This window comes from Fictibacillus barbaricus (assembly GCF_014635025.1).
Taxonomy (GTDB): Bacteria; Bacillota; Bacilli; order Bacillales; family Fictibacillaceae; genus Fictibacillus; species Fictibacillus barbaricus.
The window spans coordinates 1-25,517 of the sequence record NZ_BMCE01000004.1 but is presented as its reverse complement, the minus strand read 5'-3'; the positions used below and the strand labels follow the sequence as shown (position 1 = coordinate 25,517).

Below are 25,517 nucleotides of genomic sequence, written 5' to 3'. Positions count from 1 at the left end.
GCTTTCTTTGTTACTTTATTTCTTTCTTTTGGAAAAGAACTTTGGCAGTAAAAGTGAATATTATGAATGTTGTGATCCCGCTAATAATGGATACAAGAATCTCTCCGGGTGTCAATCTTTTAGTGAAAACGAAAGAAATTTGATTGAATACTGAGTACTCATAAAAAGTACTTACTAATGGAATATGATCAAGAGATTTATATCCAACCGTCAAAAGTAAGAAAGCGAGAAGAGTCATACTAATAACTTTACCGCTATCTTCTAATATCATCGTGACTAACATGAAAATCGAAGATATGGCAATAAAATGAAGCAGATATAATAGCGTAGATCTTCCGATATAAAGGAAAATGCTATAATGAGATTCCCCTTCAAAATCAAAGAGCATAGTACCCATAACCGTAACCACCAATGGAAATATTCCCGTGATGATAATAAGCCCTAGTATATATACTGCCAGTTTTCCATAGAAGATGTGAGTCCTACTCGTTCCACTCAAGATTGTGTTCCGGATGACTCCTGTCGTAAAATCATTCGAAATAAAGAAAGCAGCTAGAATACACATTATCAATATAAGAGTGGGTAAGTTCTTAATCACTGTTAACTTAAAAAGAGTTATTTGGTTTAAGCTTCTTTCTATTTCTCCACTATCACTTATAAAGGAAAACTCATTCCCTAAATTAAAGGATAGGGTATCTTTTATCGATAAATTTAGAATCAAAGACAATATGATTGCTGATATAAAAGGTACCGTAAATAAAAACCTAAAAACTCCACTACGTGTCAATTTATAAAATTCGGATTTGATTAGGTTACCCATTATTAGAACTCCCGACTATGGATGTAAAATAGCTTTCTAAATCCTTACCCATAGGGGTCATCTGTTCAATAATAAGTCCGTTATTTGTTAATGATTGGGAAACCTGCCTTACTTCATCTAGCAAAGCATATAATTTAATGGTACCGTCATGTTTTACTTCAAATTCGTTCGTTTTTAGTTCATTTTCCAATATTGTTGCAGCACGATTAACATTATCCACTTTGATCAAGAGATGCTGCTTACATTTCTCGTTCAGCTCTTTTATTGATATCTCCTCAACCAACCTACCCTTATGAAGGATGCCAAACCGGTTTGCCAATTGGGAAAGCTCACTTAACATGTGACTTGATATCAATATCGTGATTCCTCTTTCTCTGTTGAGTTTTTTTATTAATTCCCGGAACTCAATGACTCCCACTGGATCAAGGCCGTTTGTAGGTTCGTCAAGAATTAAAAGTTCCGGATCACCCAGTAAAGCTAATGCTAGACCAAGCCTTTGTTTCATCCCCAACGAAAATTGTTTTACTTTTTTCCTTTTTGTATCTTTAAGACCTACAAGAGAGAGTTTGTGTTTAATACTCTCTTTTCCAGGTATACCTTTTACTAATCTATGAACTTCAAGGTTCTCAGAAGCTGTCATGGACGGAATAAGTGCTGGACTCTCGACAATGGCTCCCATTCTCTTTCGGATACTTAGGTTTTGACTCTTTCCGTCAAATAATTCGATCGAACCGTTTGTTGGAGCCGTTAATCCTGTAATCAGTCGGATTAACGATGATTTACCAGCTCCGTTCAGTCCGATCAATCCATAGATATCTCCCTCTTTAATTGAGATATTTATGTTATTAAGAACATAATCATCGCTGTATTTCTTATATAGATTTATTGTTCTTAATATATTTTTACTCATCATGACACCTCCTTCGCGATACCTAGAATATAAAGAGTAAAATTTAAGAGTCCTTAAAGAAATGTTTAAGAAAACATTAATTTTTGAGCCTGTAACCCATCCCCCAGATGGTCTGAATATATTCTTTATCCGGATTAGCTCTAGATAACTTGCTTCTTAAGTTACTCATATGGACATTTACGGTGTTTTCATCCCCAAGGTAATCCTCACTCCATATGCTTTCAAACAGGTTTGTTCTTGTAAATATTTTTTGCGGCGACGATATCAACAGGGCAAGGATGGCATACTCTCTAGCGGTTAAAGACAGTACTCTACCGTTGACTGTTACCTCTTTTGATTCAGTGTTTATAGAGATATCTTTGTATTTCAATTCACTAGTTTGTTTAGGAGTTGCTAAACGTTTGTATCTTCTTAGATGGGAATCAATCCTTGCTGAAACCTCTTCAAGGTCAAACGGTTTCGTTATGTAATCGTCAGCGCCTGCTCGTAAGATCTCTATCTTTTTTTGTTGTTCTTCCAAAGCTGAAATGATAATAACGGGAGAGTTGCTCTTCTCATTTACCTCACGTAAAAGTTCTTCTCCTGTTAAACCAGGAAGCATAAGATCGAGTAAGATTAGGTCCCATTCTTCTTTTTCAAGATATAACTTTGCTTCCGTTCCTGAAAAACAGGGCTGCGGTATGTATCCGCTATTAAGAACGATTTTACATAAAAGTTCGTTTATATCATCATCATCTTCTATTACTAAAATCTTTATAGGTTTTGTTTCCAATATCTAGCACCTTTCTTCTTTGAAAGAATTGTTTTATAAGGAAAAGCTTGATTTTTCTGTTTTAAAAACTTAATGGATAGTTAAACGCCCTTTAAGACGGTTTTATGGGGTTGCCCTACAATTACAGTGTTTCATTAAAAATGTTTTATTATTATCTTTATACGAATGCCTTTAAATAGAAATCCACATAATTCGTTGAAAGACATTTAAGGATAAAAAAAGAACATCATAAGACATGATGTTCGCTTTAGTCATTTAGGTATCCACTCATCATCTCATAACTCATAGGACCCACATGTTTTTCGGTTATTATCCCTTTTTCATTTATAATATAAGTTGTTGGCACGGTAACTGCCTTATAGATTTCAGTAATCTCTCCATCTGGGTCTAGTAAGATTGGAAAGTCTAAACCGTACTCTTTGCGGAATTCAAGAACTGCCTGCTTACTATCACTTTCTGTCAGGTTGATGGCAAGAATCTCAGCATCACCCTTATATTCTTTATAAAACCTGTCCATCTCTGGCATCTCTGCCCTACATGGGGGGCACCAAGTAGCCCATACATTTACAAAAACGGTCTTCCCCTTCGAAGAAGAAAGTTTAACTTCTCTATCTCGTAAATCTTGTAATTTAAAAGTAGGAGCCCTTTTGCCTACCTCTATGGCTGACGTTTTATGAACGTCAGGATCATTTTTATCCAATTGAACTTTTGAAAAGGATAGGTTAGAAATCATGGTAAAGGCCAGAGAAAGAACCAATAAAGAGGAAATTGACACTTTTATGCTTTCTGACCGAATCTTAGACAGATAAATCAAAATAGCTCCTGAAACTACTGCTATCAAAATATCATACAAACTTTTATCTAAAATAAAATGGAGACATCTTAAGAAAAAGTAGTACGAGACAATGCTCCATGTTATCGCAAAAAACAATTTTTCTCTTGGGAGTGCAGCCTTTTTGCTAACCCTAATCAAATAGAGAAGAACGATTACCATGCCTAGTGCAACCCCTTTATTCCCTCCGTTGAAGTAAAGTAAATTTAGGGGGGCTTTAAAGGTTTGTAAGGGGGAGAAGAATAGATAACTTAATTTCCATACTAATATAAATAGCATCAACGAGTTCGTTAAGATGTCTAGTATCTGTTTAGATGCCCTCTCAGCTCTTAATCGGTAAAATAATGTTCCGTAAGCTGCTAGTACAGAAAGGAAAATGAAAGTCCATTTAATTTGGACAGGGAACTGTCCAATCATGATGTATCCATCCACTTGCTACCCCTCCTTTGGTTTTTTCTCTGTCATATGTTCACATTAACACATGTATTCTCCTGAATACCCATGTCCTTTTAGTGATTAAAACAAAAATAATATTCTGATTATTGAAACATAAAAAAAGGGGCATGTCGCCCCTTACTCCTATTCCTTCTCTTCTGTTTGAAAATGCCTTTTTAACATGTTGCCCATCAAATCTATTACTTCTTGTGCTTGTTCGAATAGTTTTGCCTTCGATACAAAAGTATGGATCATTCCTTTATAACAAACAGAATCAACATCGACACCAAAACTTTTCATTTTTTGAGCATAAGCTTCACCCTCATCTTTCAGAGGATCATATTCAGCTGTTATGACAAGGGCTGGTGGTAATCCGCTCAGATCGTCTGAGAGTAATGGAGATGCCCTCGGGTCTTCCACATCTTCTTTACTTGATAGATACTGATCCCTGAACCAGATCATGTCCTCTTTTCCTAAAAAATATCCTTCTGACAATCGATCCCAAGAACTAGATCGTAAACTCAGATCGGTCGTCGGGTATATAAGGATCTGATAGGTTATATGTGGACCTCCCCTTTGTTTAGATAACATGCACGATACTGTCGCAAGATTCCCACCCGCGCTGTCCCCGACTAATGCAATTCTCTCAGGATCCCCCCCAAAGTCTTTTATGTTCTCATGCACCCAATTTAATGCTGCATAAGACTCTTCCACCGCTTTGGGGAACTTGTTTTCCGGTGATAAGCCGTAGCCAACACCTACTACAATCGAATTGGAGGCTGCTGCTAGCGATTTCATCAAAACTTCATAATCGTCGAGGTCACCTAGTACCCAGCCTCCTCCGTGATAAAAGATAACAACAGGAAAAGGTGCATCCCCTAATGGTGTTATGATTCGAAGATCAATCCTACCTAATTCACTCTGAATAATTGATTCTTCCACTGAATTTACAGCGGCAGGCTTCCCTGCGTTTTTTGTAAAATCTTCTTTTGCCACTCTTCTAGCTTCTTCAGGGCTCATTGTATTTAAGGGGGAGCCGCCCGTTAAACTTTGAAGATAAGACTCTGCACTTGGATCAAGCATGTTCCTTGGCCTCCTTTAAAATTATTTCTTGTTATTTTGTCCCATTGACCATATTTAATATGAATCGTTTCAAACATAAAAGATATGGTGTGAAGTGGAAAATCTCCCGTTCTCCATACAGGTCTAAGTGGGTGTGTACGACCTGGAATGAGGTACTGGTTTTCAGCTGGAGAATCTCGATACCCGTTGCTAGGTCTATATGATTTTCAATAGCTAGGATCTTTCCGTTCTCTTTAAGAACGTCTTCTTGCTGTAGCTCGTTTTCCATTATTTTGATATTTTAAAATTTAGAATATTTAGATATAATTCAAGTACTTCTTCTCATATTAAAACTATTAAGGAGGAAAGATAGATATGGCGCTTCAAAGTAACGTACAAGTAAAAAAGAAGAACCCTTTATTGAAAGCGCTTTTATGGATAGTGATCGGCTTAGCCGGTGGAATTGCACTATCGATCATCGCACTTCAAAGGGACGAAAAGATAAACGCAATTTGGTTTGTAGTTGCTTCTTTGTGTACCTATGCGATCGCATATCGTTTCTATGCCCGTTTTATCGCTACAAAAATCTTCGGCCTTAATAAAAACAATGCAACACCTGCTGAAAGGTATTCAGATGGTAAGGATTTTGTTCCAACAAACAAATGGGTCTTATACGGACATCATTTTGCAGCGATAGCAGGAGCGGGACCCCTTGTAGGTCCGACGCTGGCTGCCCAGATGGGATACCTTCCAGGTACAATCTGGATCATTGCGGGGGCCGTGCTTGCAGGAGCAGTACAAGACTTTGTCATCTTAGTTATTTCTATGAGAAGAAGAGGTAAATCGCTCGGCCAGATCGCTAAAGATGAAATCGGTCCTGTCGGCGGAATCCTAGCATTGATTAGCGTTTTTGCTATCATGATCATCTTGATTGCTGTACTTGCCTTGGTTGTAGTGAATGCCCTTAAATCAAGTCCTTGGGGGACGTATACGATCGCTATGACCATTCCGATAGCTCTTTTCATGGGTATTTATACTCGTTATCTCCGTCCAGGGAGGGTAGGGGAAGCGTCCATCATAGGCCTAGTTTTATTAGTTTTCGCTTTGATCAGTGGTCAATGGGTCGCTGATTCTCCTACACTTGCCCCGCTTTTCACATTTGATGGTGAAACATTGGCTTATATGATGATTATTTACGGCTTCTTGGCTTCCGTGCTTCCTGTATGGATGCTATTAGCACCGAGAGACTATTTAAGTACGTTCTTAAAAGTTGGGGTAATCGGAATGATGGCATTGGGTATCCTGATCGTCCTGCCTGAAATTCAAATGCCTGCTCTTACTAAATTTGTTGATGGAACAGGGCCTGTCTTTGCGGGTAAGCTATTCCCGTTCTTGTTCATCACAATCGCTTGTGGAGCGGTATCCGGTTTCCATTCTCTGATCTCATCAGGAACATCTCCAAAGCTCATCGCAAATGAAAAGCATGCCCCTATGGTAGGTTATGGAGCAATGCTTACAGAATCATTTGTTGCGATTATGGCTTTGTTATCTGCAACTCTTTTAACGCCTGGTATCTATTTTGCAATAAACTCTCCGGGAGCTGCAATAGGACCAGATGTTGCGACTGCTGCAACCACAATCTCTTCTTGGGGATACACTGTTTCAGCAGACGAGATCAATGAGCTTGCCAAGAATGTAGACGAAGATTCGATTCTTTCAAGAACAGGGGGAGCTCCTTCGCTTGCAGTAGGGATTGCGCAAATCTTCTCGCAAGTTATCGGTGGTCCGCAGTTGATGGCCTTCTGGTACCACTTTGCAATACTCTTTGAGGCCGTATTCATATTAACCACAATTGATGCTGGTACACGTGTAGGGCGGTTTATGCTTCAAGATCTACTTGGGCAATTCTTTAAACCTCTAAGAAAAACAGATTCGATGCCTGCAGTTTATTTTACTAGTGCACTGGTTGTTGCTGGATGGGGTTACTTCTTGGTAGTTGGTGTAACGGATCCGCTAGGAGGAATCAATACGCTCTGGCCGTTGTTCGGTATCGTTAACCAGATGCTCGCAGCCATCGCACTTATCGTCGCAACTACTGTTATTTTGAAGATGGGTAAAAAGAAATTTGTGTGGGTCACTCTGATGCCGCTTGCTTGGTTACTAATCGCTACGTTTACAGCAGCATGGCAGAAGATTTTCTCGGACGTGCCAAAGATCGGTTTCTTAAAGCAGGCAGAAGTTTTGAAGGAAGCAGCAACCAGCGGAAACCTGCCGCCAACAGTACCGTCCATTGAAGCGGCTGAAAGGCTTGTATTCAATAACACCCTTAACGCTTATCTAACAGCGATCTTTATGCTTCTTATCATAGGTATACTAATTGATGCTATGAGAATTTGGTACAAAGCGATAAAGAGCGATAAGCCTCTGGAAACAGCTGAAGAGCCTTTCGTAGAAACAAAGCTTGGGGTGAGGCTTCATGATCAAGACATTAATATTACAGCTTAAAACCTTTATTCAAGTGGTTTTTTATATAAGTAAAGGCATTTCCAATCTGCCAGATTATCAAGCGTATGTCAGACACCTAAAAGAAAAACATCCGGATTTAACACCGCCGACTGAAAAAGAATTTTTTGCAGATCTGCTTGAGAATAAATATGGCGCGAATGCAAAAAGGTGTTGTTAAGATCACATAAGTGCAGGTTGCACTTTGACCAGGGAGACATCCTCTTTTATAGAGGGTGTTTTCTTTTTGCATAATGTAATGCCTGATATGGAAACCTAATGGTTGAAAAAGGTGGGTAGATGGCTGTTATAACAAGGATTCTGTCAATAAAAAACACTAAATCTTTAATGTTTTAATTACGGAAGCTGAAAAAGTCTGGAGGTTAATGTATGGAGAACATAAGTAGTAAAATTGCTAAAAACAATTCAAAAGCGGAAGCACCGATCACAGCCAATAAAAATGAGAATCCCTACGAGATCGTTAAGGAACTCATCAAAGAGTCTGTCGAAGCACTAAGGCTAAGTCAAGGTGTATACAGTATCCTTGAAAAACCAGCAAGGGTAATGGAAGTATCAATCCCGGTTAAGATGGATGATGGTCAAATCAGAAACTTTACTGGTTACCGTTCTCAGCATATTGATATATTAGGACCCACAAAAGGCGGGATCCGCTTTCATCCTAAAGTGGATTTAGATGAAGTTAAGGCGTTATCCATATGGATGTCATTAAAATCAGCGATTCTTGGACTTCCCTTCGGTGGAGGAAAAGGGGGCGTAATCGTTGATCCTACTCAATTGTCTGAATGTGAGTTAGAGAATTTAAGCAGAAGCTATATTAGAGCATTAATTCCAATCATTGGTCCAGAAAAAGATATACCAGCTCCAGATGTGAATACCAATCCTCAAGTAATGGGCTGGATGCTTGATGAATTCGACAGATTACGTGGGTACAATGTTCCGGGATTCATAACGGGAAAACCAATAATCATAGGGGGGTCACAAGGCAGGATCGAAGCTACAGGCCGTGGTGTGGTGATCACTATTGTGCAGGCGGCTAAGAGGCTTAACATCGATCTCAAAAACGCAAAGGCAGCGATACAAGGTTTTGGAAACGTTGGAAGCATGACTGCCAAATTCCTGCATGAACTTGGGGTAAAGATCATTGGAATCTCGGATGCTTCTGGAGGAATTTATTCTCAGAATGGAATCGATGTACCCGAATTAATTAAATATGTCAATAATACCAAAGCTGTTATGAACTTCCCAGGTACAACAAGAATCGATAATGATGAGCTTTTTTCATTACCGGTAGACATACTTGTTCCTGCTGCCCTTGAAAATCAGATTACAGAAAGGACAGCTCCTATGATACAAGCTAAAATCGTTGCAGAAGCAGCTAATGGGCCAACTACACCTGCCGGTGATCAGATATTAGATGAGAAAGGTGTCTTTATCATCCCTGATATTCTATGTAATTCCGGAGGTGTTACGGTCTCTTATTTTGAATGGGTGCAAAACACGATGGGCTTCTATTGGAAAGAAAAAGATGTAAATGAAAAGTTAGAAGAGAAAATGATATACGCTTTTGACGATGTGTTTCGAATGACTGTTGAAAAAGATATAGATATGCGAAAAGCATCTTATATGGTCGGTGTCGGGCGTATTGCGGAAGCATTAAAAGCTCGGGGATGGGTTAAAGACTGGTCGATGCCGATTAACTGTAAAGCATAAGAAAATAGGTTTTCTCCTGTTTGTATACTTTTGATAGTTTGGATTAACTTTAGTTTAACAGAACTACTTTTTGAAGTATTAGTTTTATGTTTAATCCAAGATCCTTACATCGTCACCAACAAGAGCGTACTTATCCACACCTAATAGGAGTCCATACGTTCCTCCATGAAAAAGTAAATTGACTGGGTTCTTGAGCGCTGTAACCGGGTGGAATAGAACATAACTGACTTTCCATACTAAAAAATAAAATTAGTATTACCAGTAATTAATACATTGAATATGAACTTTCGAGCATGATCTGATTTTAACTTTAAGTATTGTTCCATAGACAATACGGCAGCAAGTAACATTACTAACCATTCTTTTTTAACTGGTATGCTGTAAATCAAAATATACTCTTCCATTATAAGATCCACCTTCTCGTTAAAAAATAGATAAAAAAGTCTTAAGATTAACTACCGGGCTGTTCTATTTTGATTTTACGACAACATTATTATAGATAGATGGTATCTATATATTCATGTAAAATAAACAAAAAAGGACCCAATCGGGTTCCTTCGTTCGGTTAAAGTTGATATTATACGAACATATATATAGCTAGTGTAATCAATGAAACAATTATTAGAACAGCATAAATTAATGTCAATCTTATCAAGTTTTGTTTTGTGGAACTTCCATACTTTTTATCTTGTATCGTTGAAATCCAAATAGTGCCGACTAACCCTATAATAGATATAATCACAATAAGAGCATAAGCAAACCACCATAAATCCATCTATCTCCCCCCCTCTTTCAATTTGGATATAATTTAGCAAGTTTTTATAAATTATTCTAGCCTACATTATTCACATTAAAAACTGTATTTATAATCATGGGGATGGGTTAAAGACTGGTCGATGCCGATAAACTGTAAAGCATTAAGAAACAGGAGGTGAGTATTTTCCTCCTGTTTGTTTACTTTTGGATAGTTTGGAGCACAATTTTAACGTCCCGCTTTAAACTCTCAGAGAGGCGTTCAAAAATATCTGCAACAAAACTACAAAATTGTATCTCCGGAACCGGATCCTAACTTAGGGTATGAGTTTTGTATCTTTCTGAAAGTCAATTGAATTCGCACAGTTTTGAAATATGTTTGGCCATTTGTTTTGATTTTTTAGCGTTGGCAAAATTTCCAATCAATTAATCTATAAGACCATGTGCATGATTCAAGGATCCATAAAGGGTTACGATACTTACAATTAGTTCTTCACCCATCATGGTTTTAACCGGAGACCTCTTTACAGATACAATTTAGGTTGCAGCTCATGAACACCTCCCGGAATTAGTCCTTTTCATCGATTAGGGGGTCAAAAAAGAACTTAATTAAATCTTATAACATATCGGTAGATGCATCAATACCATTGTTAATATTAAAACAATAGATGTTATCTATTATTAATGTAATGAGATCATTCCAGTCTCATATATAGATTTTAGAATGCCCCAAAAACTTTTTTATACTTTTGTTACATCCATTTATCAGTCCACTGCGAGAAGGAATTTAGGGATACGGCTAGTTCTAGTCCCTTTTGCGTTAGTTTATATTCAACTTTTAATGGTCTGTATTTACTGACATGTCTTTCTATTATACTTAAAGAGTTTAGCTCTCTTAGTCTCTGAGCTAACATTTTTTCACTCATTTCAGGAATACGTTTAGCAAGAGCTTTGAATCGGATAGGACCTTCCATCAATTCGATTATAATCAAACTAGTCCATTTTTTTTCAATTAGAACAAGCCCAGCTTTAATAGTTTTTCTGTTCCTTATTTTCATGCCCTTCCCCTCCAAGTCTAATTCTTAAACTGTTCTAAATTAAGTAGGTGAATTTGGGATTCGTTTTGATCTAATCAATTTTTAAATTGATGATTATCAACAAACTATAAATCCTTAATTTCTAAAAATAAATGAATACTCTTTTTATTTATTCATAGTGAGGATTACTTAATTGCTTCTTTGATAAACCAAAATAAAGCATCAATGTTTACCTCTTAATATTAATTGTTTAATCACTATGCTTTTTACTACCTGGATAGTTTTAGTTTTCTTAGAATAATTTTATTTGTTAAAGAATCATTAAACAATATTATAGTTTCTATATAATTAATTAATATTATCTATGAATTTGCCCTTAAAAAAAAAGAACCCTATACTAGAGGGTCCTTTTGAAGAGGTACTTATCAACTATTCTTATTTTGATTAAAATTTTCAGATGGTGGAGTTTTCGGTATTTGTGTATTTAATGCCCCAGTGTAATAAATAGGAACCGAGACAGGATGTACAATGTTGTGAGGTAGATGGTGATGTCCATTATAGTAGATAGGATGTCCTGCATAACTTATAGAATGAGTAATACCTCCCGCTGGCCTGTGATGCCCTTGATGTAATAGGTGGGCATCGAACTCAGAATAGTGGCCTGTAGGGGTCTGTCTGTTAGCCACAATTTCTAAAGAAAGCTGATGTGCTAATTGATGTATCTCTTGTAATAAGTTTTGAGCCTGTTGAATGGCTTCTAAAAGACGATGAGACATTTTATTCTCCTTTGATTAGTCATTAAATGGTGGTGGTAACAATATTATATTTTACTCAACTCAAAAATTTATTCATGTAATCTTACCCTCTTCACGGGTTTATATTTATAACTAAGTGATAATATATACTCGTAGTAATAGATAAAATCTATTATTATTATAAAAATAATTATATTGATATATATAAAAATGATATTGTAAAATTAAAATAAGTTCTCGAGTAACTTACATGAGAAGTGTTCATAAATGGAATAATAAACGAAAATGTCTTAAACGAGTTTAGATTATTTTTATTAACCGCCGCTCTCACATCAACCAGAGTTGAACTTGAATAGCAGCTTGTATAACAAAAAGAATTGAACTTGTTCGAGCCCCCCCCTTTATCAGGACTTAAGATGGTTCAACTCATTGGTTGGTTAATTAATCTAGTTTCTTAGATACTCTGTTTAAACATTTGAAATTTGAATTCCTACTGAACACTTCTCATTTTTTTTCTGAACTTCCGTGGTTATTATTCTTATAAGTATAGCTCTTCAAATACTTTGGTTATAACTGTTTAGTGTCAAAAAGCCGTCCCTCCCCTATAAAGAGGATAAAATACATTAGACCTTACCTGATTAGAAATTGTCAGGAAGAATCAAATCCAACCTGTCCAAACAGTTTATCAGTTTCTTCGACTTTATCCCTAGATTTTTATATAAAAACAACCCCTCAGTTTCCATTCATTCAAGAATATTATTAATAATATTTTATTTAACAGTATTAACATAATTTTATATGAGTATTATAAATCACATGTAAACAACATTATTGTTGTTAAGATATATGTTGTTGTGAATGTTAATATTAATATCAATTTAAATAACAGTATCAACATGAATAGGGTTTTTATTTTATAAATAATGTTAAATGAAAACAATATTAATAATATATATAACATTGTTATAGTTATTGGGTTATTAAAAGTGAAACTTGGTATCAGCTGACCAATAAAAAACTCAGACTACTATGTGTAATTAAGTTTTTTTCTACTTCATCTTGATTTAGAGCTTCTTTTTGACCTCTAAGGGTAATTAAGAAAGTTAGTTACAGCTAGATTGGATAAGCTTCATTTGCCAGGATTATTTAATCCTGGCTTTTTCTTTAACATATATTCTTTTCAAACTACTGCTTTTCCATTTACATTGGCAAGGAGTAACTGAATAATTTAATGAAAATATCAAATGATAATATTTAGACTAGAATATAAGGAGGATTACCCATGCAAGTTCGTGATGTTATGTCAACCAATATTCAATCCTGTTCGAATCAAGATTCTTTACAGGAGGTTGCAAGTAAAATGGAAGCCCAAAATATCGGAGCTGTTCCGGTTGTTGAAAACGGTCAAGTTGTCGGAATGGTAACAGACCGTGATCTAGCGATTCGTGGATTAACAAATGGAAGCTCAAATGTATCTCAAGTGATGTCAAACAATATCGTAACTATTGCCTCTGATGCATCTCTTGAAGAAGCATCAGCTCTTATGTCTCAACATCAAATACGGCGTTTACCTGTTGTTGATAATGGACAATTTGTAGGAATGTTGTCCTTAGGGGATTTAGCTGTACGTGAACAGTCCAACCAAAGTGCTGGCAATGCCTTAAGTCAAATTAGTCAAAATAATTTACAATAAATATTCAATTCCCTATTGGCACAAAGGATCTTCCATGGATCGTTACTTCTTTGATACCAGCTTGGAGCATATATTTAACTATTAAACAAAAAAAAGGATCTTGAGTTTGAAGATCCTTATAGCTACCGTTTGTTGAATATTGAAATTACTAAAGGGTGTAGATTTTCAATTTTAAAGACCATTATCATTCACATCAGCAATAACCGAGCAAGTTAACGTTTCAGCGTCCTAAATGCGAAGTCAAATCCACTAGAATGCCTGTACCGTCCTCATATTCATTAACATAAGTGTTTTCGAAATAACTGATCTGAAAAGCAAAAAAGACCGAACGTTATGTTTTGGTCTTTTTTTGTCCCTATATTGTTGGATTTAAATCTCTACATTAGTAACATATCCAATTTTAACAGATACATTAACAATGACATAAATATTTACATCTTGGATTTTTACTTGGTCGAAATGCTAGTATTCAGAACAAGAATGTTGTGATCTGAAAATGAGTGATTATGATTATTAACGTTGCAATTCGATAATTTATAAACATACGAAAATTAACTATACAATTGTATGTATATCAAAAATTTTATTAATATTGGAATTGATATTGATAACATCTAATATGTTAATCCATTGCTTACAACATATCTTAAATACAATATATATAGTAACAACATCATATTTTTTATAATTAAAAACGCCTATATAAATGTCAATAACTTATTAATATACATTGAATTTATACTTATAAATGACAACGGTATTTATATTTCTAATTATTAATGTTAAGGCAAACGTTATGGATCATATTAATGTTGTATATCATACAAAAATTAATAATGATGAAGTATTAATTGTTAATGTAATACTAGTTATCATATATGTCATGATCAACATATAAAACATTGTTATTGATATAATTGATGTCGTAAAAGACAAAAATGCTCACTTCAAATAAAGTTACCAGATTCAGTAATCAGCTACAAACTGTTAAGTATAGCTTTGGTGAATGTTACATTTATAATCATCCGCTATAATAAATTAACTAAAGTACCTCTGTTCTTTACTTAACGTTTCCAAACTATCCCTTCCAATTAACATTGACGATCTACCATACATAATACTCAATTAAATATAATAAAATTAGAACATGTCAATCAGCTGTTAAACTACTTATTTTTATATTTGTTTCTGGATATTAAGTTTAATTATTAAATTCTGGCTAAAAATAACAATAAGACTCGATATAAATAAATATATATATATATTTATTGTCGGGATAAATATTGTTGATACATATTTCTATTTATACTCAAGTATAGTGTTGCTGTTACTAGTATTATTGACAATAATGATAATTGATATACATCAACAACATATAAATATTAATGGTTGTTATAAACGTGATATAAATTAAAAATATATCATAATCAACATATATAACATTGTTGTTATTAATGACAAAGAGGTTATATAGATTGAAAAAAGCCGCTAATTTAGCGGCTTTTTTCAATAACTCCATATTGTTCTAATAGGCTTCTTATCGCCTTATTAATAAGTTTTGATTTATCTCCTTTTTCTCCGCGGGAGGCAATGTTATCCACTTCAACAGCAAGATCTGGATCCATGTAGAAGGAGGTGAATACTTTTTTCTTCTTTTGCTTCTTTATTTTGTTACCAGAAGCAAGCATTCGAAGGTAATCATCATCTTCATCATTATTGTTCTTATTATCAACAACGTTGTCGATGTTGTTGTCGTTCATATCATATATTTCGCTAGCAACTTCATCCTCGTTTTTAATGATATCTTCTTCATTGTTCTTAATTTCAGTTTCTTTCCTATCTTCTTTCTTAACATCAACGTTGTCATATGAATTAAAAAAGGTCTGTGTCGCGTTAGGTTTTTTTATCTTATCCTTGAGGCTGCTCTTGTTTGACACGTTTCTTCAGCTCCTTCACGAATGGGATGTAGTATTCTAAAGCGTTCTTCAGTTCTGGATTCTCATCAAATCCTGTAATCGCTAAACGGCGAGTAGCTGCTTTTCTTTTGATGATCGTCTTAAAGCGTACACCTGGATACTCTTCATCGATAGACTCTTCCATGATCTCATTCTCTTTAGCTCTTGCATCGATGAGAGAGAAGAGAATACCTGCTGTTCCTAAGTTAGGGTTGTATCTCTCTTTGGCTCCATCAATAATCTCTAAGAACTTAGGAATGGCGTAGTAAGCAAACATCGATCCATCAAACATGACAACCGCGTAACTTCCTGCACTTGAGTATGTACTTAGAGGCATTACTGTATGTTCTGATAGGGCCGGTGGTGTATCGATAATGATCCAATCATAATCTTCCATTACCGGTTCTAATGCTTTTTGCAGGGCATCCAGGTTTAATCCATTCTCATACATCAAACGAGGGAGCGTAGCCAGGAAGTCATTTGCAGGAACTAAATCTAAGTTCTTCGCAATCTTGATGATATACTTTCTGGCATCTCCATCAAGGATAGCTTCTAATACGGTTCTTTTCTCAAATACGTTACAAATATCATATTCACTCGTTAAGAAACTCGTAAGATTTCCCTGACCATCCATATCAATCGCAAGAACTCGTTCTTTCTTACTAAGGAGGTATGATGTGATACCGCTGCTGATTGACTTTGAACAGCCGCCTTTACTGATTCCAAACGTTACAATTTTTGCAGTCAATGTTTACACCTCACTATTAATCTCTTATTTGTTAATTCTAATTTTAACATCATTGTACATGTCATCGTCATACATACTGTCGACAATAACACACAGTATCATACAGCATATTTTAATATGTTGTCGACATATTCAATTTTATGAACAATGCTAATTATATCATATGTTTCAATTATATTGTGTTTTGGATAACAATATTATTAACGTTTTTGTTATATATATTATCATTAACATATATAATAATTCTTCTAGTTTTAATTATTGTCACGATTGATATTGTTTCTATTGCTGATTTCCAAAGTAATCGAAATCACCTCTTTTTATTTTATTTATGTGTAAATCAATAAAATTTTTTAAGTCCTCATCCAAATCACTCTTATCTAATTCATTTAATAAGAACGTGATGGTCTTATTGGCCCTAAGGTCCATAACAGTTATTTTTCTTTGTTGGTCTGAATTTTTCGTGACAAGCATAATTTCGTAATGCATATAGGAATCACCCCCAAGTCTTAATTCATGCATATTGTTATCAATCTTATTTATAACGTTAAAAATAATAATATAGATGTTGTTAATATGAATAACCAAATTAAATATATGATCAATTTTATTTTTAAAAGATGTTGTAAGTATATAGTTATTGGTATTGTATCAATCTTCATATATAACAACATAGTTTTAATGTTGTTATGTAATACGAATATATTTATGACAGCGTTCTTATTAATGTCATCTTTCTTAATGTTAATTACAATAAAGATTATATAGTTAACCACAATATTAAAAACGTTATTTTTCATAACAATACTTTTAAATTATAATACGATTAATATTACAACATATATATCATCATCAACATATGTTTTAATGGTATTTTATAAGAAAACACTAACCAATTTGGTTAGTGCTCTTACTTCACAGCTTTTTCTTTTAACCAGTTCAACATTTTCTCGTCATTGTTCTTATTCTGACGTTTGTTCTCTCCCCGGATATAACGAGAGAGAGTAGTGTGTGCGATGCCGATCTCACTGGCTGATTGACGTATACTCATACCGAGTGAATCAATCATTTGTTTTATAGAAGAAGGTGTAAGTTTTATATCAGGTGTGAAATCGAAAGTCTGTTGCTCGGGTTTGTCCAATATATGAATGTTCTGTTTCGTATCAATAGTTGATGCTGTTTCTTGTTGGACGAACTCCCAAGATGGAGTAGGATCTTCGTGACTAGCAATCAGTAAATTGTCTTGCGTTAGTTTCTGCATGCGCGCAATGATTCTTTCATCGACACTATGATCTGATGAAATTAAGTTCTTCTGGTTTTCTTTGACGAGTGAATCATGAGGCAGAATGATCACGTTGATCTTTGACCAATAGTTCTTAAACCATCCTTTTCTGCCGACCATCTCTTCATCGATCTCTTCGGTGTAATGCCACGTTTTGATTACATCATCTTTTTGCAGTTCATCTAATACGTTCTCAAACTTGTCCCTGATCTGAACACCGTTATAACGAGAAGAGATATCTAATATTTTAAGAATCGTAGAAACTTTAAACGGTTGGTTTAAAGACCTTCTCACCGTACGAATCTTCCATTGTAGATTTAGGTAACGAGCCAAACGTTTCTGTTCTCTTTGTGTGAAGTGACTGTATTGAAAGATCTTTAGGTCAAGAAGACCTATTGATCGGTTAGGTCCCTCTAGGTAAGGTGTCAGTATAGAGGTGGGTTTAACTTGAACCGCATAAATTCCTCTCGCTTCACCCGTCTTCTTATCATACGCGACACGTATTTTTCCAATCTCAAACATGCGCTGAAAATCTTTGAACTTATAAAGCTCGTTATCTTGCATCTCTTCAGCGTTGATGACTTTGATCTTCTGGTCTCCGAGTGAGACCCAGATAGAAGAGAGGGCAGCGACACGTTTCATAATATTGAAGCGATCTTCTTCACGGTAATCTAGTTCACGACCGTTTGCTGTACGTTTACGAAGATTACGAAGGCGAAGGGCATCGTTGCTGTGAAACTCAATATATCCATCACTGTCTTTAGGTGTCACCATCCAAAGGTAGGTGATCAAGTCAAAGAGGTCAGCCGTCATCTCATCAAGTGAATTCAGTGTAGATTCGATGAGTTCGAGCCAGATTTCTTGCTGATCTGCGGTAAGCTGTGGAACACCTGTCTCGTTTGGCCGTAGTTCGGCCATCCCACGTACTTGTCCTTTGTTATCAATGATCTCTGTAGCGAGGTAACCCGTGTCACCTTCTTTATATTCTTTCTTCTTCGTCACGATATCACGCATGAGGTGAAAATCCATATCCATACTGGAATAGATATAATCACGGTCGAGCGCTTCTTCGATCTTTTCTTCGTTCACACTTCTTTTGATCTCAATATTCGGGAACTCTTGCATGAAGTGACCTGCAAGCAAGAGTTTGATCGTGTCCTTATAACGGTCAACAGCATCCCGAATCATGTGTTTAGTAATATGTTCACCAGAAAAAAGGGTCTGCGTGTACAGGTAGAAGAGAGCACGAAAACTAGGGCGCATCTTCTCACATGGCGCTTGTTGGCGAGTCTCTTCCTCTGTCATCTGGTAGGCATCATGGTGCCAATGTTCCAAAACATGCGGACGGTCTTCAAACAATCCCTTTGTTTCTTCATAGATGACAACTTTTAATAGTTTATAGTTTAGTATCAAACGATCAGGTATGTCTTCATAATTCATAACATACACCCTCTCTATGTATAGCTATAACAATCATATTGGTTTATTTATGTATATAAAATGCACCACTGTTTTCATTATAGCAAGCATTGTACATATAGAAGACATTAAAATGCACCAAATTGATACTTTTATAATAAAAATTGCACCAATTTTGGTACATTCGAGCGGAACTTGTGTACCAAAAATGCACCAGTAATTTGTAAACCTATGGATTCAGTAGGGGGAAGTTATCTGACAAATATTTCTGTATTCGAAATAACAGATAAAAAGATTTATTGACTTATCTGAAAACTGAATCTTACCACAGTGGAGCAACCGATCGAAAAAAAGGGACGAGATGCAATGGCTCAGGTGGTAAACGCAATAAAAGATAAAAAATCACTTAAACGAAAAGAAGTAAATCTCCCATTTCAGTTAATCCAACGGAATTCGACTTAATTAAATAAAATATAAGTCAATAATAACAACAATATATATGTCGTTGTATATTATTAAGTAATAATGTTTACTATATGAGGGATTAATAACATTTCGCAACAGTCTTCTACTAGGAATATTTTTTAAACGTAAATCTATAAATTGTTTTATGTAGTATATTTCAAATCAATTTTATGCTAGATAAAAAGAAATGATAGTTTATAAAGGAACCCCGATACAATTGAGTCCATGGTTAAAAAGGTAGACCAAAAACATGAAAACAACTGGCTTAACTATTAATGAACTCTTAGAATTGTCGTTCCAACTAGTGACGAAAGGTTTATGAACTTTTTAATTGATAGTGGTGTTGAAAAGTGAGTCAACCCCTCATTATAATAATTAATTCAGATGGATACCTCTTAGAAACAATAACTTATATGGAATTGCAGTTACAGATTTTCGGTTAAATCTAATTGAAATTTTTATGTTTATAAATAATTGTCTTGTTCTACTTCAGGTACATTCCTTCAAGAAGGAGTAGTGCATTTTAAAATTACAGTACATTTTGTGAAGATATCGTGCACTTACCTGTCTTTTTATAAATGAACATACAGAAATGCACCATATAATAGACAAGTTCCGATCATATAATGAAACTGCACCAGTTTGAAAGTGTACGTTAAAACGGTTGTATCTTTGAGCTTGCAACCATTCATCATTTATTTTTGACCGATTAGAAGCTGTGTAATTAATGGAAGATATTATTAAGTAAGTTAGAGTAAGCATGAAGGGTTTAAAACTCCTGCTCTATCGATCAGGAGTCCTTTGAAGCTATATGTTGGCGACTAAACCCTTTTGATTTAGTGTATGGTTTTATAATGTATGTGTGTTAATTAAAAAGAGCAGTCGGACTTAATCTCACTACTTTAAGTGAAGTAAATGATTATAACTTAATGTGTCTAATGACTTCTAAAAAAAGGTACTTTAAATTTAAGGACAACTTAAATTTAGGGTATCTTGTAGCATTCAGATGAAAAATTAGAATAAATAGGTAATCATTAGGTGCTGTCTTGTGGTGCAAACTATTCCTAAACTCAAGAAAATAGTACACACTGTCCGCTCAGTGGTGCATTTCGCACCAAATATGCACCATCTTACTACATGGTGAGCGGAACCTGTGTATCAAAACGAACCAAAAAATGCACCAACCAATCTACTGAGTTTCCATTTTGAGCGGAACCTGTCTGCAATAAAAACCATGAAAACAGTAGGTTTAGAGGATAAACTATCCAATTTTAACGAAATAATCGACGAGACTTGACGAAATTGAGCGAAGGATGTCCGTAAAAAACGCACCACTTACATTAAAATTTGAGCGTAGTCTGTATGGTATTGTTTTATCACAAACTCTTTAAACCTTGATATCATAGGGATTTCTAACATTTAAAAAACCACACAGAGTCCGCACACATGGAACACATTATGTTCCATGGTGCAAAAGACGAGCGAAACTTGCATCATAAAAAAATAGAACACTTTTTTTCGTCCCTTGAGGTGTCACGCTTTGAGGGGCTTTTTGTTTTGGTGCATTTTCCTTAGAGGACACCAAAAATTAAAAAGTGATTTCGCTATACTTTCTCCAACAAACTTCGAACAGACGTAAATAGGGGACAAAACTATTCTGGCTTACCCTGTTAACGGTAAAGAAGGCGAAAATCACGGGAGAAAAGGGTGTTCTTATGGAGAGAGAAGCAAGTAATAGTCAAAAATCTATACGTTCAATAGCTGACATACTCGCTTTCATGACACATGACAGCCTCACTCCATACAAGAAAAAAGGAACATCTGCACCACTAAAGAACGTGGTGCGTTTTCGTGATGCGGAAAAAAATAAACCATACAAGAGTGGTGTTGTGTTCGTCTCCTCCTCTAAAGAAGACCTGACCCAAGGAAAAGGCTTCATTGTTACATCTTATGAGACGCTAGAAGAGAAGTACAGAGGCCTTTCCCATTGGACACCAAACACGTTTCGCGGTGGAACATACTACGATTTTAAGAACAGGATCATCAAAGGACACGAGCGTGAGAACTTAAAGCAGATCAACGTGATCGGTATGGATATCGACTCGAAAGACGTTGATCTCTATGGGCTCTACATCGGTTGTGAGGAGTTGGGGCTGCCCCGGCCGAATCTTTTGCTGTCGACACCGAGGGGATACCAGGTGTTCTACGTGCTCTCCACACCGTTCTATATCCATAAAAAACAAGACTACAAGAGTCTAAGGATCGCAGAGCGACTATCCAGCAACATCCGAAAAGCGTTGAAACAATATGCACCAGTCGACGCAAACTGTGTACCTTTTGGGTTCTACCGGATGCCGACAGAGGAGAACGTGCTCGATTTCTTTCCTACACCAGCGGACACGAGAAATCTCATCAGCTGGTCTGTAACTTATGAGAAGAAAAACATGTTCCGCGTCATCTATTCTACACGAAACCAGACTGAAGACATGACCCGTTCAGACTGGTACCAGGCGCTCATCCGTTCCGAGAGAATCGATTCAGGATACCACGGTTCCAGCCGGAACAACGCTCTCATGACACTCGCTCTAGCAAATTATCAGAGTGGAAGATGTGTAGAAGAGGCGTACGATGAACTTGATCAGTTCAACAGCAACCTAACTCGTCCATTAAGTAAACAAGAATTCGAACGGACGTTAAAAAGTGCTTACTCCGGTAAATACAAAGGAGTGAAGCGTTCTTACGTGGAGAGCCTGCTTGAGCTCTGGACCGACGGACAAGCTCGGTTTATCGGAAGAGAAGGCTGGTATAAGTTTAAGAAGCCCCGTGAAGAGAGATCACGCTCTCATTACGACGAACGAGAGAGCGATATCCTAGAGTACTTAAAGAAGCATACAACAGAAGTCAACCCTTTCCTGAAGGGCTCTTTAAGCATGCTCGCCGAAACGTTCGGCATGGCCTTATCCACCTTAAAAGAGGTGTTAAAGCAATCAAAACGAATCGTCAAACAAACAAAGGGACGCGGTCGGAACGCGGTGACCAGAATCTCAGCGAAGTCTGTATTGTTTAAACATCTTATTACCTTAAAACAGATAACAATACCAAGAGCGCAGCTCGTGTTTCCTAATGTCCTGCCAAAAGAGGATACGAGTATCATAGAGTCTGAGGAGGCCTATAGAACAAGCCTACCGTTCTTCATCAAGGGATCTCCGCCAAGAGCGAGGTCTAGTTGACAAATAATGAGCCAGTGTGCCAATACATATCAAAATTCTCCTTTCTGCTTATTTGTTAGTAAGCAAACTTTAATAGGGAAATAATATCTTAGAGCTACTGTTTGTTATAGAGATTAATGGATATGGTACGTGAAATTATAAGAGGTTTTATACTAATTGTATTTATTGTGGTTAGCTATTGCTGTTTTTTCAGGACAAATACTATTCTGTTTAATAATTTATTCTTGTTTAGTAAGTGGAGCATTACAGTGAGAGATGCATTAGAGCCATCCTAAAATAATGTTACAGAAGGTGCAAAAAACTAAATTTTTGTTGTACCAGCTGAACAGAAGTAAAATTTAATACAGAAGTTATGTATCTATTATTAACTATTAAGATCATCGATAATTACAAAAAACAAATTAGGGAAAAGGTAAACGGCTAGAGTTGAGGGGAGAGAAGAGGGTCAGAATAAAAGATATAAAAATGGAGAAAAAACCAGGTATGTAGTTAATTGGAAGTTAATACGGATGAATCTTCAAAGATCATTGAATGGATAAAAAATCAAGTTAACATTATGGATTCTATACGCTTTATTATTTAAAAGGATATGGGAATTATGACAAACGGTAATACGAACCTCCAACTATATCCCTCAAAATGCGAACTAAACTTGGATAGCGCTGAATAAATTAATCAAAACTTTTTGTTAATCAAGAACTATTACTGAAGTTCTATCATCCGCAGGTGGTGTATCATTAGTTTTTCATGACAGTAGAGAAATTAATAAGAATCAATCGATAAATACCGTATGTAAGAAGTGAGAATGAAGAGTTTCTCTAAATTCAGAAGATTGAGGAGCCCAAAAGAAAATAAAGATTTTAGGCTAAAATTCCTAAACAAAAACATGAATTGGAATCCTTTATTAAATGGTCTCTTGAAAGCGCTGAGAAATGGGCGTGAATTTGGGTAGTTATTTAAAACTGGTAAGTAATATAATAAATTGAAGAATATAGAAGGACGAACATTATTAGTCAGAAGTGTTCTTCATATCCACGTCCTTGGTTGAATGAAAGTAAGAACAAAGGTCAGTGGAATTAGGTAAAGCAATAGATTATTTAAAATTAAGAAAAGAAGATATGAGTATTAGCAATATCGTTTTGAAATTGATCCATCGAAAAAGCGATACATTCTAATACCAAAAACATAGTAATACTGTTAAAAAAAACAAAATAACAACTACAAATCGTAAAAGTTTAAAGCAAGATCGAATTTTAAAATGACGTTAAAAAGAAGATATCATAATTTAACTAAGTGTGAATTAATAGCTAAATTAATTGATCCTGAAGAGTACATTATAAAAAAACGGCATAATGGTTAGTAGATAAATTTTTGAAAGCTCTTGATAATAACTTATTATAAATAAGCTGGAAAAGTATATAAACATACTTATAGTTATTATAAAAAAGTAGGTGTGTACCAAGTTATGTACTCTTCTACTTTTTTATTGAGTCAATCGTTTTTGTGATTTCAAAGAGAATATTCTTTATCATTTTAAGTTCTGTACTATTACGGTTGTAGATAATTGATTTAATTATTTCAATGTCACTAACATTATCAGATTCAAGTGTAACTAAGTCATTATAATGAAATAAATCTTGTGGGGAAATCTCTAATGCATTTGCAATTTTTTCTAAAGTTTCTAAAGTTATATTTCGTTCCCCACGTTCAATTCCTGCTAAGTATGATGCTTGGAAATGAGCTCTTTCAGCAAGTTCTTCTTGAGTTAAGTTTAGGGATTTTCTTATCAATTTAACCTTCATTCCAACAAGTTTAATGAAATCTGACACCTTTACCACCTCTCTTTAAGAGTAGGTAAGTAAGAAGTATCCATACAGACTAATATGATATAATTTCCATTGAAAAATGAACTTATAAGTACTATTATTCATATTGTATTTTTGTATTAAAGGAGATATTATAATGAGTTCATTAAATAAGAATATTATTATTGAAAATGTCATACAAACCAAAATGAGAGGTAAAGTTATCTATCAAAGTAATATTTCTTCTCATGATTCAACTAAGTTATTATTTGTAAAACCATTTGATGACCCTTCTGGAAAAGGGTATCAAAGACCAGTTAACAAAAAAAGGTGTCAGGATTTTTCCGAATACTTATCTATAGGAGATGGAGCTTTATTTACCCCTATATTATTAAACGCTATGGGGAATTGGGAATTCTCAGCTTATGACAGTAAACGTCCTTCATTTGGTAGACTGTTCTGTAAAGGTAAAGCTTCAGTTATGGACGGTCAACATCGTTTAGGAGGAATTGAAATATATACTAAAGAATCAAATATCTCATTAAATATACCTTTTTTGGCATTTCATTGGTTAGATGAAGATGAAGAGATTATGTTGTTTGATACCATTAATACTAAAGCAAAAGGTATAGGTTCATCCCTAAGTAGATATTTAAAAAGAGATAATGAAGAGCTAAGCTGGGTAGCAACGCAACTAATAATTCAAAAAGATAGTCCATTTCACGAAAAAGGAACTATTATAGGACAAAGAAGTAAAGGAAGACATATTACTTTACAAAATATTTATACAGCACTGTCAATGCTTACAAAGGATTCAATAGTTACAGAATTAAATAAAGAGAAGATTTTGTTAATAGCAACAACTTACTTTAATATAATTAAAAAGATGTTTCCTAATGAATGGGGAGACTATAAAAATTATAAGATGACACATATTATAGGAATTAATGCATTGTCACTTGTAGGTAATCAGGTTATAAGAAAACATTTTGATAAAGATTCAAATAATATTGATATAAACCAGATGACTAAAACCCTTTATAAGATAAAAAATGTTGATTGGTCTGCTGAAGGAAGTATGAAATATCTAAAAGGAATTACAGGATCAAGAACTCTTGCAAAAGAATTATTGGAACAAATGGGGGTATATAATTAAAACATAAAAAATAGATAAAATATAAAAATTCTGGTCTTTTATATCGGGAATTTTAAATTGGGAAATTTAGTTGTTAAACAACAATTTATTAATTAGCTAATAAATAATGGAATTCCTATTAATATATCAAAATTATATCCTTAATGTTTTTTTTT

Annotated in this window: 22 protein-coding genes; 7 read left to right on the top strand and 15 right to left on the bottom strand. The window is 35.1% G+C overall.

The genetic code is table 11. The features are described 5' to 3' along the window. Nucleotides 1–10: 10 nt before the first annotated feature. The 6 genes from IEV52_RS19595 to IEV52_RS19570 all read right to left on the bottom strand — a co-directional run bounded on the left by IEV52_RS19595 (nt 11) and on the right by IEV52_RS19570 (nt 5,120). Nucleotides 11–820 (bottom strand): ABC transporter permease, encoded by an 810-nt coding sequence (locus IEV52_RS19595; protein ID WP_188404281.1) that lies wholly within the window; start codon nt 818–820, stop codon nt 11–13. After that, entirely contained in the window at nt 813–1,730 is a 918-nt protein-coding gene (locus tag IEV52_RS19590) for an ABC transporter ATP-binding protein (RefSeq protein WP_188404280.1), read from the bottom strand. Before IEV52_RS19590 ends, IEV52_RS19595 begins: the two co-directional genes overlap by 8 nt. Nucleotides 1,731–1,806: 76 nt before the next feature. Continuing rightward, nucleotides 1,807–2,502, bottom strand: a complete 696-nt coding sequence (locus IEV52_RS19585; RefSeq protein ID WP_188404279.1) for a response regulator transcription factor — start codon at nt 2,500–2,502, stop codon at nt 1,807–1,809. 247 nt (nt 2,503–2,749) lie between these two features. Further along, nucleotides 2,750–3,766, bottom strand: a complete 1,017-nt coding sequence (locus IEV52_RS19580; protein ID WP_188404278.1) for a TlpA family protein disulfide reductase — start codon at nt 3,764–3,766, stop codon at nt 2,750–2,752. Nucleotides 3,767–3,913: 147 nt separating this feature from the next. Next, nucleotides 3,914–4,852, bottom strand: a complete 939-nt coding sequence (locus IEV52_RS19575) for an alpha/beta hydrolase (RefSeq protein ID WP_188404277.1) — start codon at nt 4,850–4,852, stop codon at nt 3,914–3,916. 31 nt (nt 4,853–4,883) lie between these two features. Continuing rightward, entirely contained in the window at nt 4,884–5,120 is a 237-nt protein-coding gene (locus tag IEV52_RS19570) for a hypothetical protein (protein WP_188404276.1), read from the bottom strand. Nucleotides 5,121–5,206: 86 nt separating this feature from the next. Between IEV52_RS19570 and IEV52_RS19565 the strand changes: the two genes are divergently transcribed. The 3 genes from IEV52_RS19565 (at nt 5,207) to IEV52_RS19555 (ending at nt 9,064) form a co-directional block, all read left to right on the top strand. Continuing rightward, nucleotides 5,207–7,336, top strand: coding sequence for a carbon starvation CstA family protein (locus IEV52_RS19565; protein ID WP_188404275.1), 2,130 nt, complete (start codon nt 5,207–5,209; stop codon nt 7,334–7,336). Then, a complete protein-coding gene (locus IEV52_RS19560; protein ID WP_188404274.1) occupies nt 7,308–7,514 on the top strand; it encodes a YbdD/YjiX family protein in 207 nt (68 codons plus the stop codon). Before IEV52_RS19565 ends, IEV52_RS19560 begins: the two co-directional genes overlap by 29 nt. 209 nt (nt 7,515–7,723) lie before the next feature. Then, nucleotides 7,724–9,064: a Glu/Leu/Phe/Val family dehydrogenase gene (locus tag IEV52_RS19555; RefSeq protein ID WP_188404273.1), complete on the top strand. Its 1,341-nt coding sequence runs from the start codon at nt 7,724–7,726 to the stop codon at nt 9,062–9,064. Nucleotides 9,065–9,300: 236 nt separating this feature from the next. On the opposite strand, the gene IEV52_RS19550 is transcribed toward IEV52_RS19555, so the two are convergent. The 4 genes from IEV52_RS19550 to IEV52_RS19535 all read right to left on the bottom strand — a co-directional run bounded on the left by IEV52_RS19550 (nt 9,301) and on the right by IEV52_RS19535 (nt 11,630). Next, the gene (locus IEV52_RS19550) at nt 9,301–9,468 is read right to left on the bottom strand and encodes a hypothetical protein (protein ID WP_188404272.1); all 168 of its coding nucleotides are present in this window, start codon (nt 9,466–9,468) and stop codon (nt 9,301–9,303) included. 173 nt (nt 9,469–9,641) lie between these two features. Further along, a complete protein-coding gene (locus IEV52_RS19545; protein ID WP_188404271.1) occupies nt 9,642–9,839 on the bottom strand; it encodes a hypothetical protein in 198 nt (65 codons plus the stop codon). Nucleotides 9,840–10,569: 730 nt separating this feature from the next. Next, entirely contained in the window at nt 10,570–10,875 is a 306-nt protein-coding gene (locus IEV52_RS19540) for a winged helix-turn-helix transcriptional regulator (RefSeq protein WP_188404270.1), read from the bottom strand. A 404-nt stretch (nt 10,876–11,279) separates the two neighbouring features. Further along, nucleotides 11,280–11,630: a hypothetical protein gene (locus tag IEV52_RS19535; RefSeq protein ID WP_188404269.1), complete on the bottom strand. Its 351-nt coding sequence runs from the start codon at nt 11,628–11,630 to the stop codon at nt 11,280–11,282. A gap of 1,261 nt (nt 11,631–12,891) precedes the next feature. On the opposite strand from IEV52_RS19535, the gene IEV52_RS19530 reads away from it, so the two are divergent. Next, nucleotides 12,892–13,302 carry a CBS domain-containing protein gene (locus IEV52_RS19530; protein ID WP_188404268.1) on the top strand — a complete coding sequence of 137 codons (411 nt, stop codon included), beginning with the start codon at nt 12,892–12,894 and terminating at the stop codon, nt 13,300–13,302. 1,493 nt (nt 13,303–14,795) lie between these two features. On the opposite strand, the gene IEV52_RS19525 is transcribed toward IEV52_RS19530, so the two are convergent. From IEV52_RS19525 to IEV52_RS19510, 4 genes are all read right to left on the bottom strand, one after another. Next, nucleotides 14,796–15,239 carry a hypothetical protein gene (locus tag IEV52_RS19525; RefSeq protein WP_188404267.1) on the bottom strand — a complete coding sequence of 148 codons (444 nt, stop codon included), beginning with the start codon at nt 15,237–15,239 and terminating at the stop codon, nt 14,796–14,798. Beyond that, entirely contained in the window at nt 15,211–16,005 is a 795-nt protein-coding gene (locus IEV52_RS19520) for a ParA family protein (RefSeq protein ID WP_188404266.1), read from the bottom strand. The genes IEV52_RS19525 and IEV52_RS19520 overlap by 29 nt, the downstream gene beginning before the upstream one ends. Nucleotides 16,006–16,287: 282 nt before the next feature. Further along, nucleotides 16,288–16,494 carry a hypothetical protein gene (locus IEV52_RS19515; RefSeq protein WP_188404265.1) on the bottom strand — a complete coding sequence of 69 codons (207 nt, stop codon included), beginning with the start codon at nt 16,492–16,494 and terminating at the stop codon, nt 16,288–16,290. A 421-nt stretch (nt 16,495–16,915) separates the two neighbouring features. Continuing rightward, nucleotides 16,916–18,727, bottom strand: a complete 1,812-nt coding sequence (locus IEV52_RS19510; RefSeq protein ID WP_188404264.1) for a helix-turn-helix domain-containing protein — start codon at nt 18,725–18,727, stop codon at nt 16,916–16,918. Nucleotides 18,728–19,036: 309 nt separating this feature from the next. On the opposite strand from IEV52_RS19510, the gene IEV52_RS22835 reads away from it, so the two are divergent. Both IEV52_RS22835 and IEV52_RS19500 read left to right on the top strand, forming a co-directional pair. After that, a complete protein-coding gene (locus IEV52_RS22835) occupies nt 19,037–19,168 on the top strand; it encodes a hypothetical protein (protein WP_188404263.1) in 132 nt (43 codons plus the stop codon). A 1,718-nt stretch (nt 19,169–20,886) separates the two neighbouring features. Further along, complete coding sequence (locus IEV52_RS19500; protein WP_188404262.1) at nt 20,887–22,401, top strand: primase C-terminal domain-containing protein; 1,515 nt, start codon at nt 20,887–20,889, stop codon at nt 22,399–22,401. 1,475 nt (nt 22,402–23,876) lie between these two features. On the opposite strand, the gene IEV52_RS19495 is transcribed toward IEV52_RS19500, so the two are convergent. Then, nucleotides 23,877–24,230 (bottom strand): helix-turn-helix domain-containing protein, encoded by a 354-nt coding sequence (locus IEV52_RS19495; protein ID WP_188404261.1) that lies wholly within the window; start codon nt 24,228–24,230, stop codon nt 23,877–23,879. A gap of 133 nt (nt 24,231–24,363) precedes the next feature. On the opposite strand from IEV52_RS19495, the gene IEV52_RS19490 reads away from it, so the two are divergent. Continuing rightward, complete coding sequence (locus IEV52_RS19490) at nt 24,364–25,362, top strand: DGQHR domain-containing protein (RefSeq protein WP_188404260.1); 999 nt, start codon at nt 24,364–24,366, stop codon at nt 25,360–25,362. Nucleotides 25,363–25,517 lie beyond the last annotated feature (155 nt).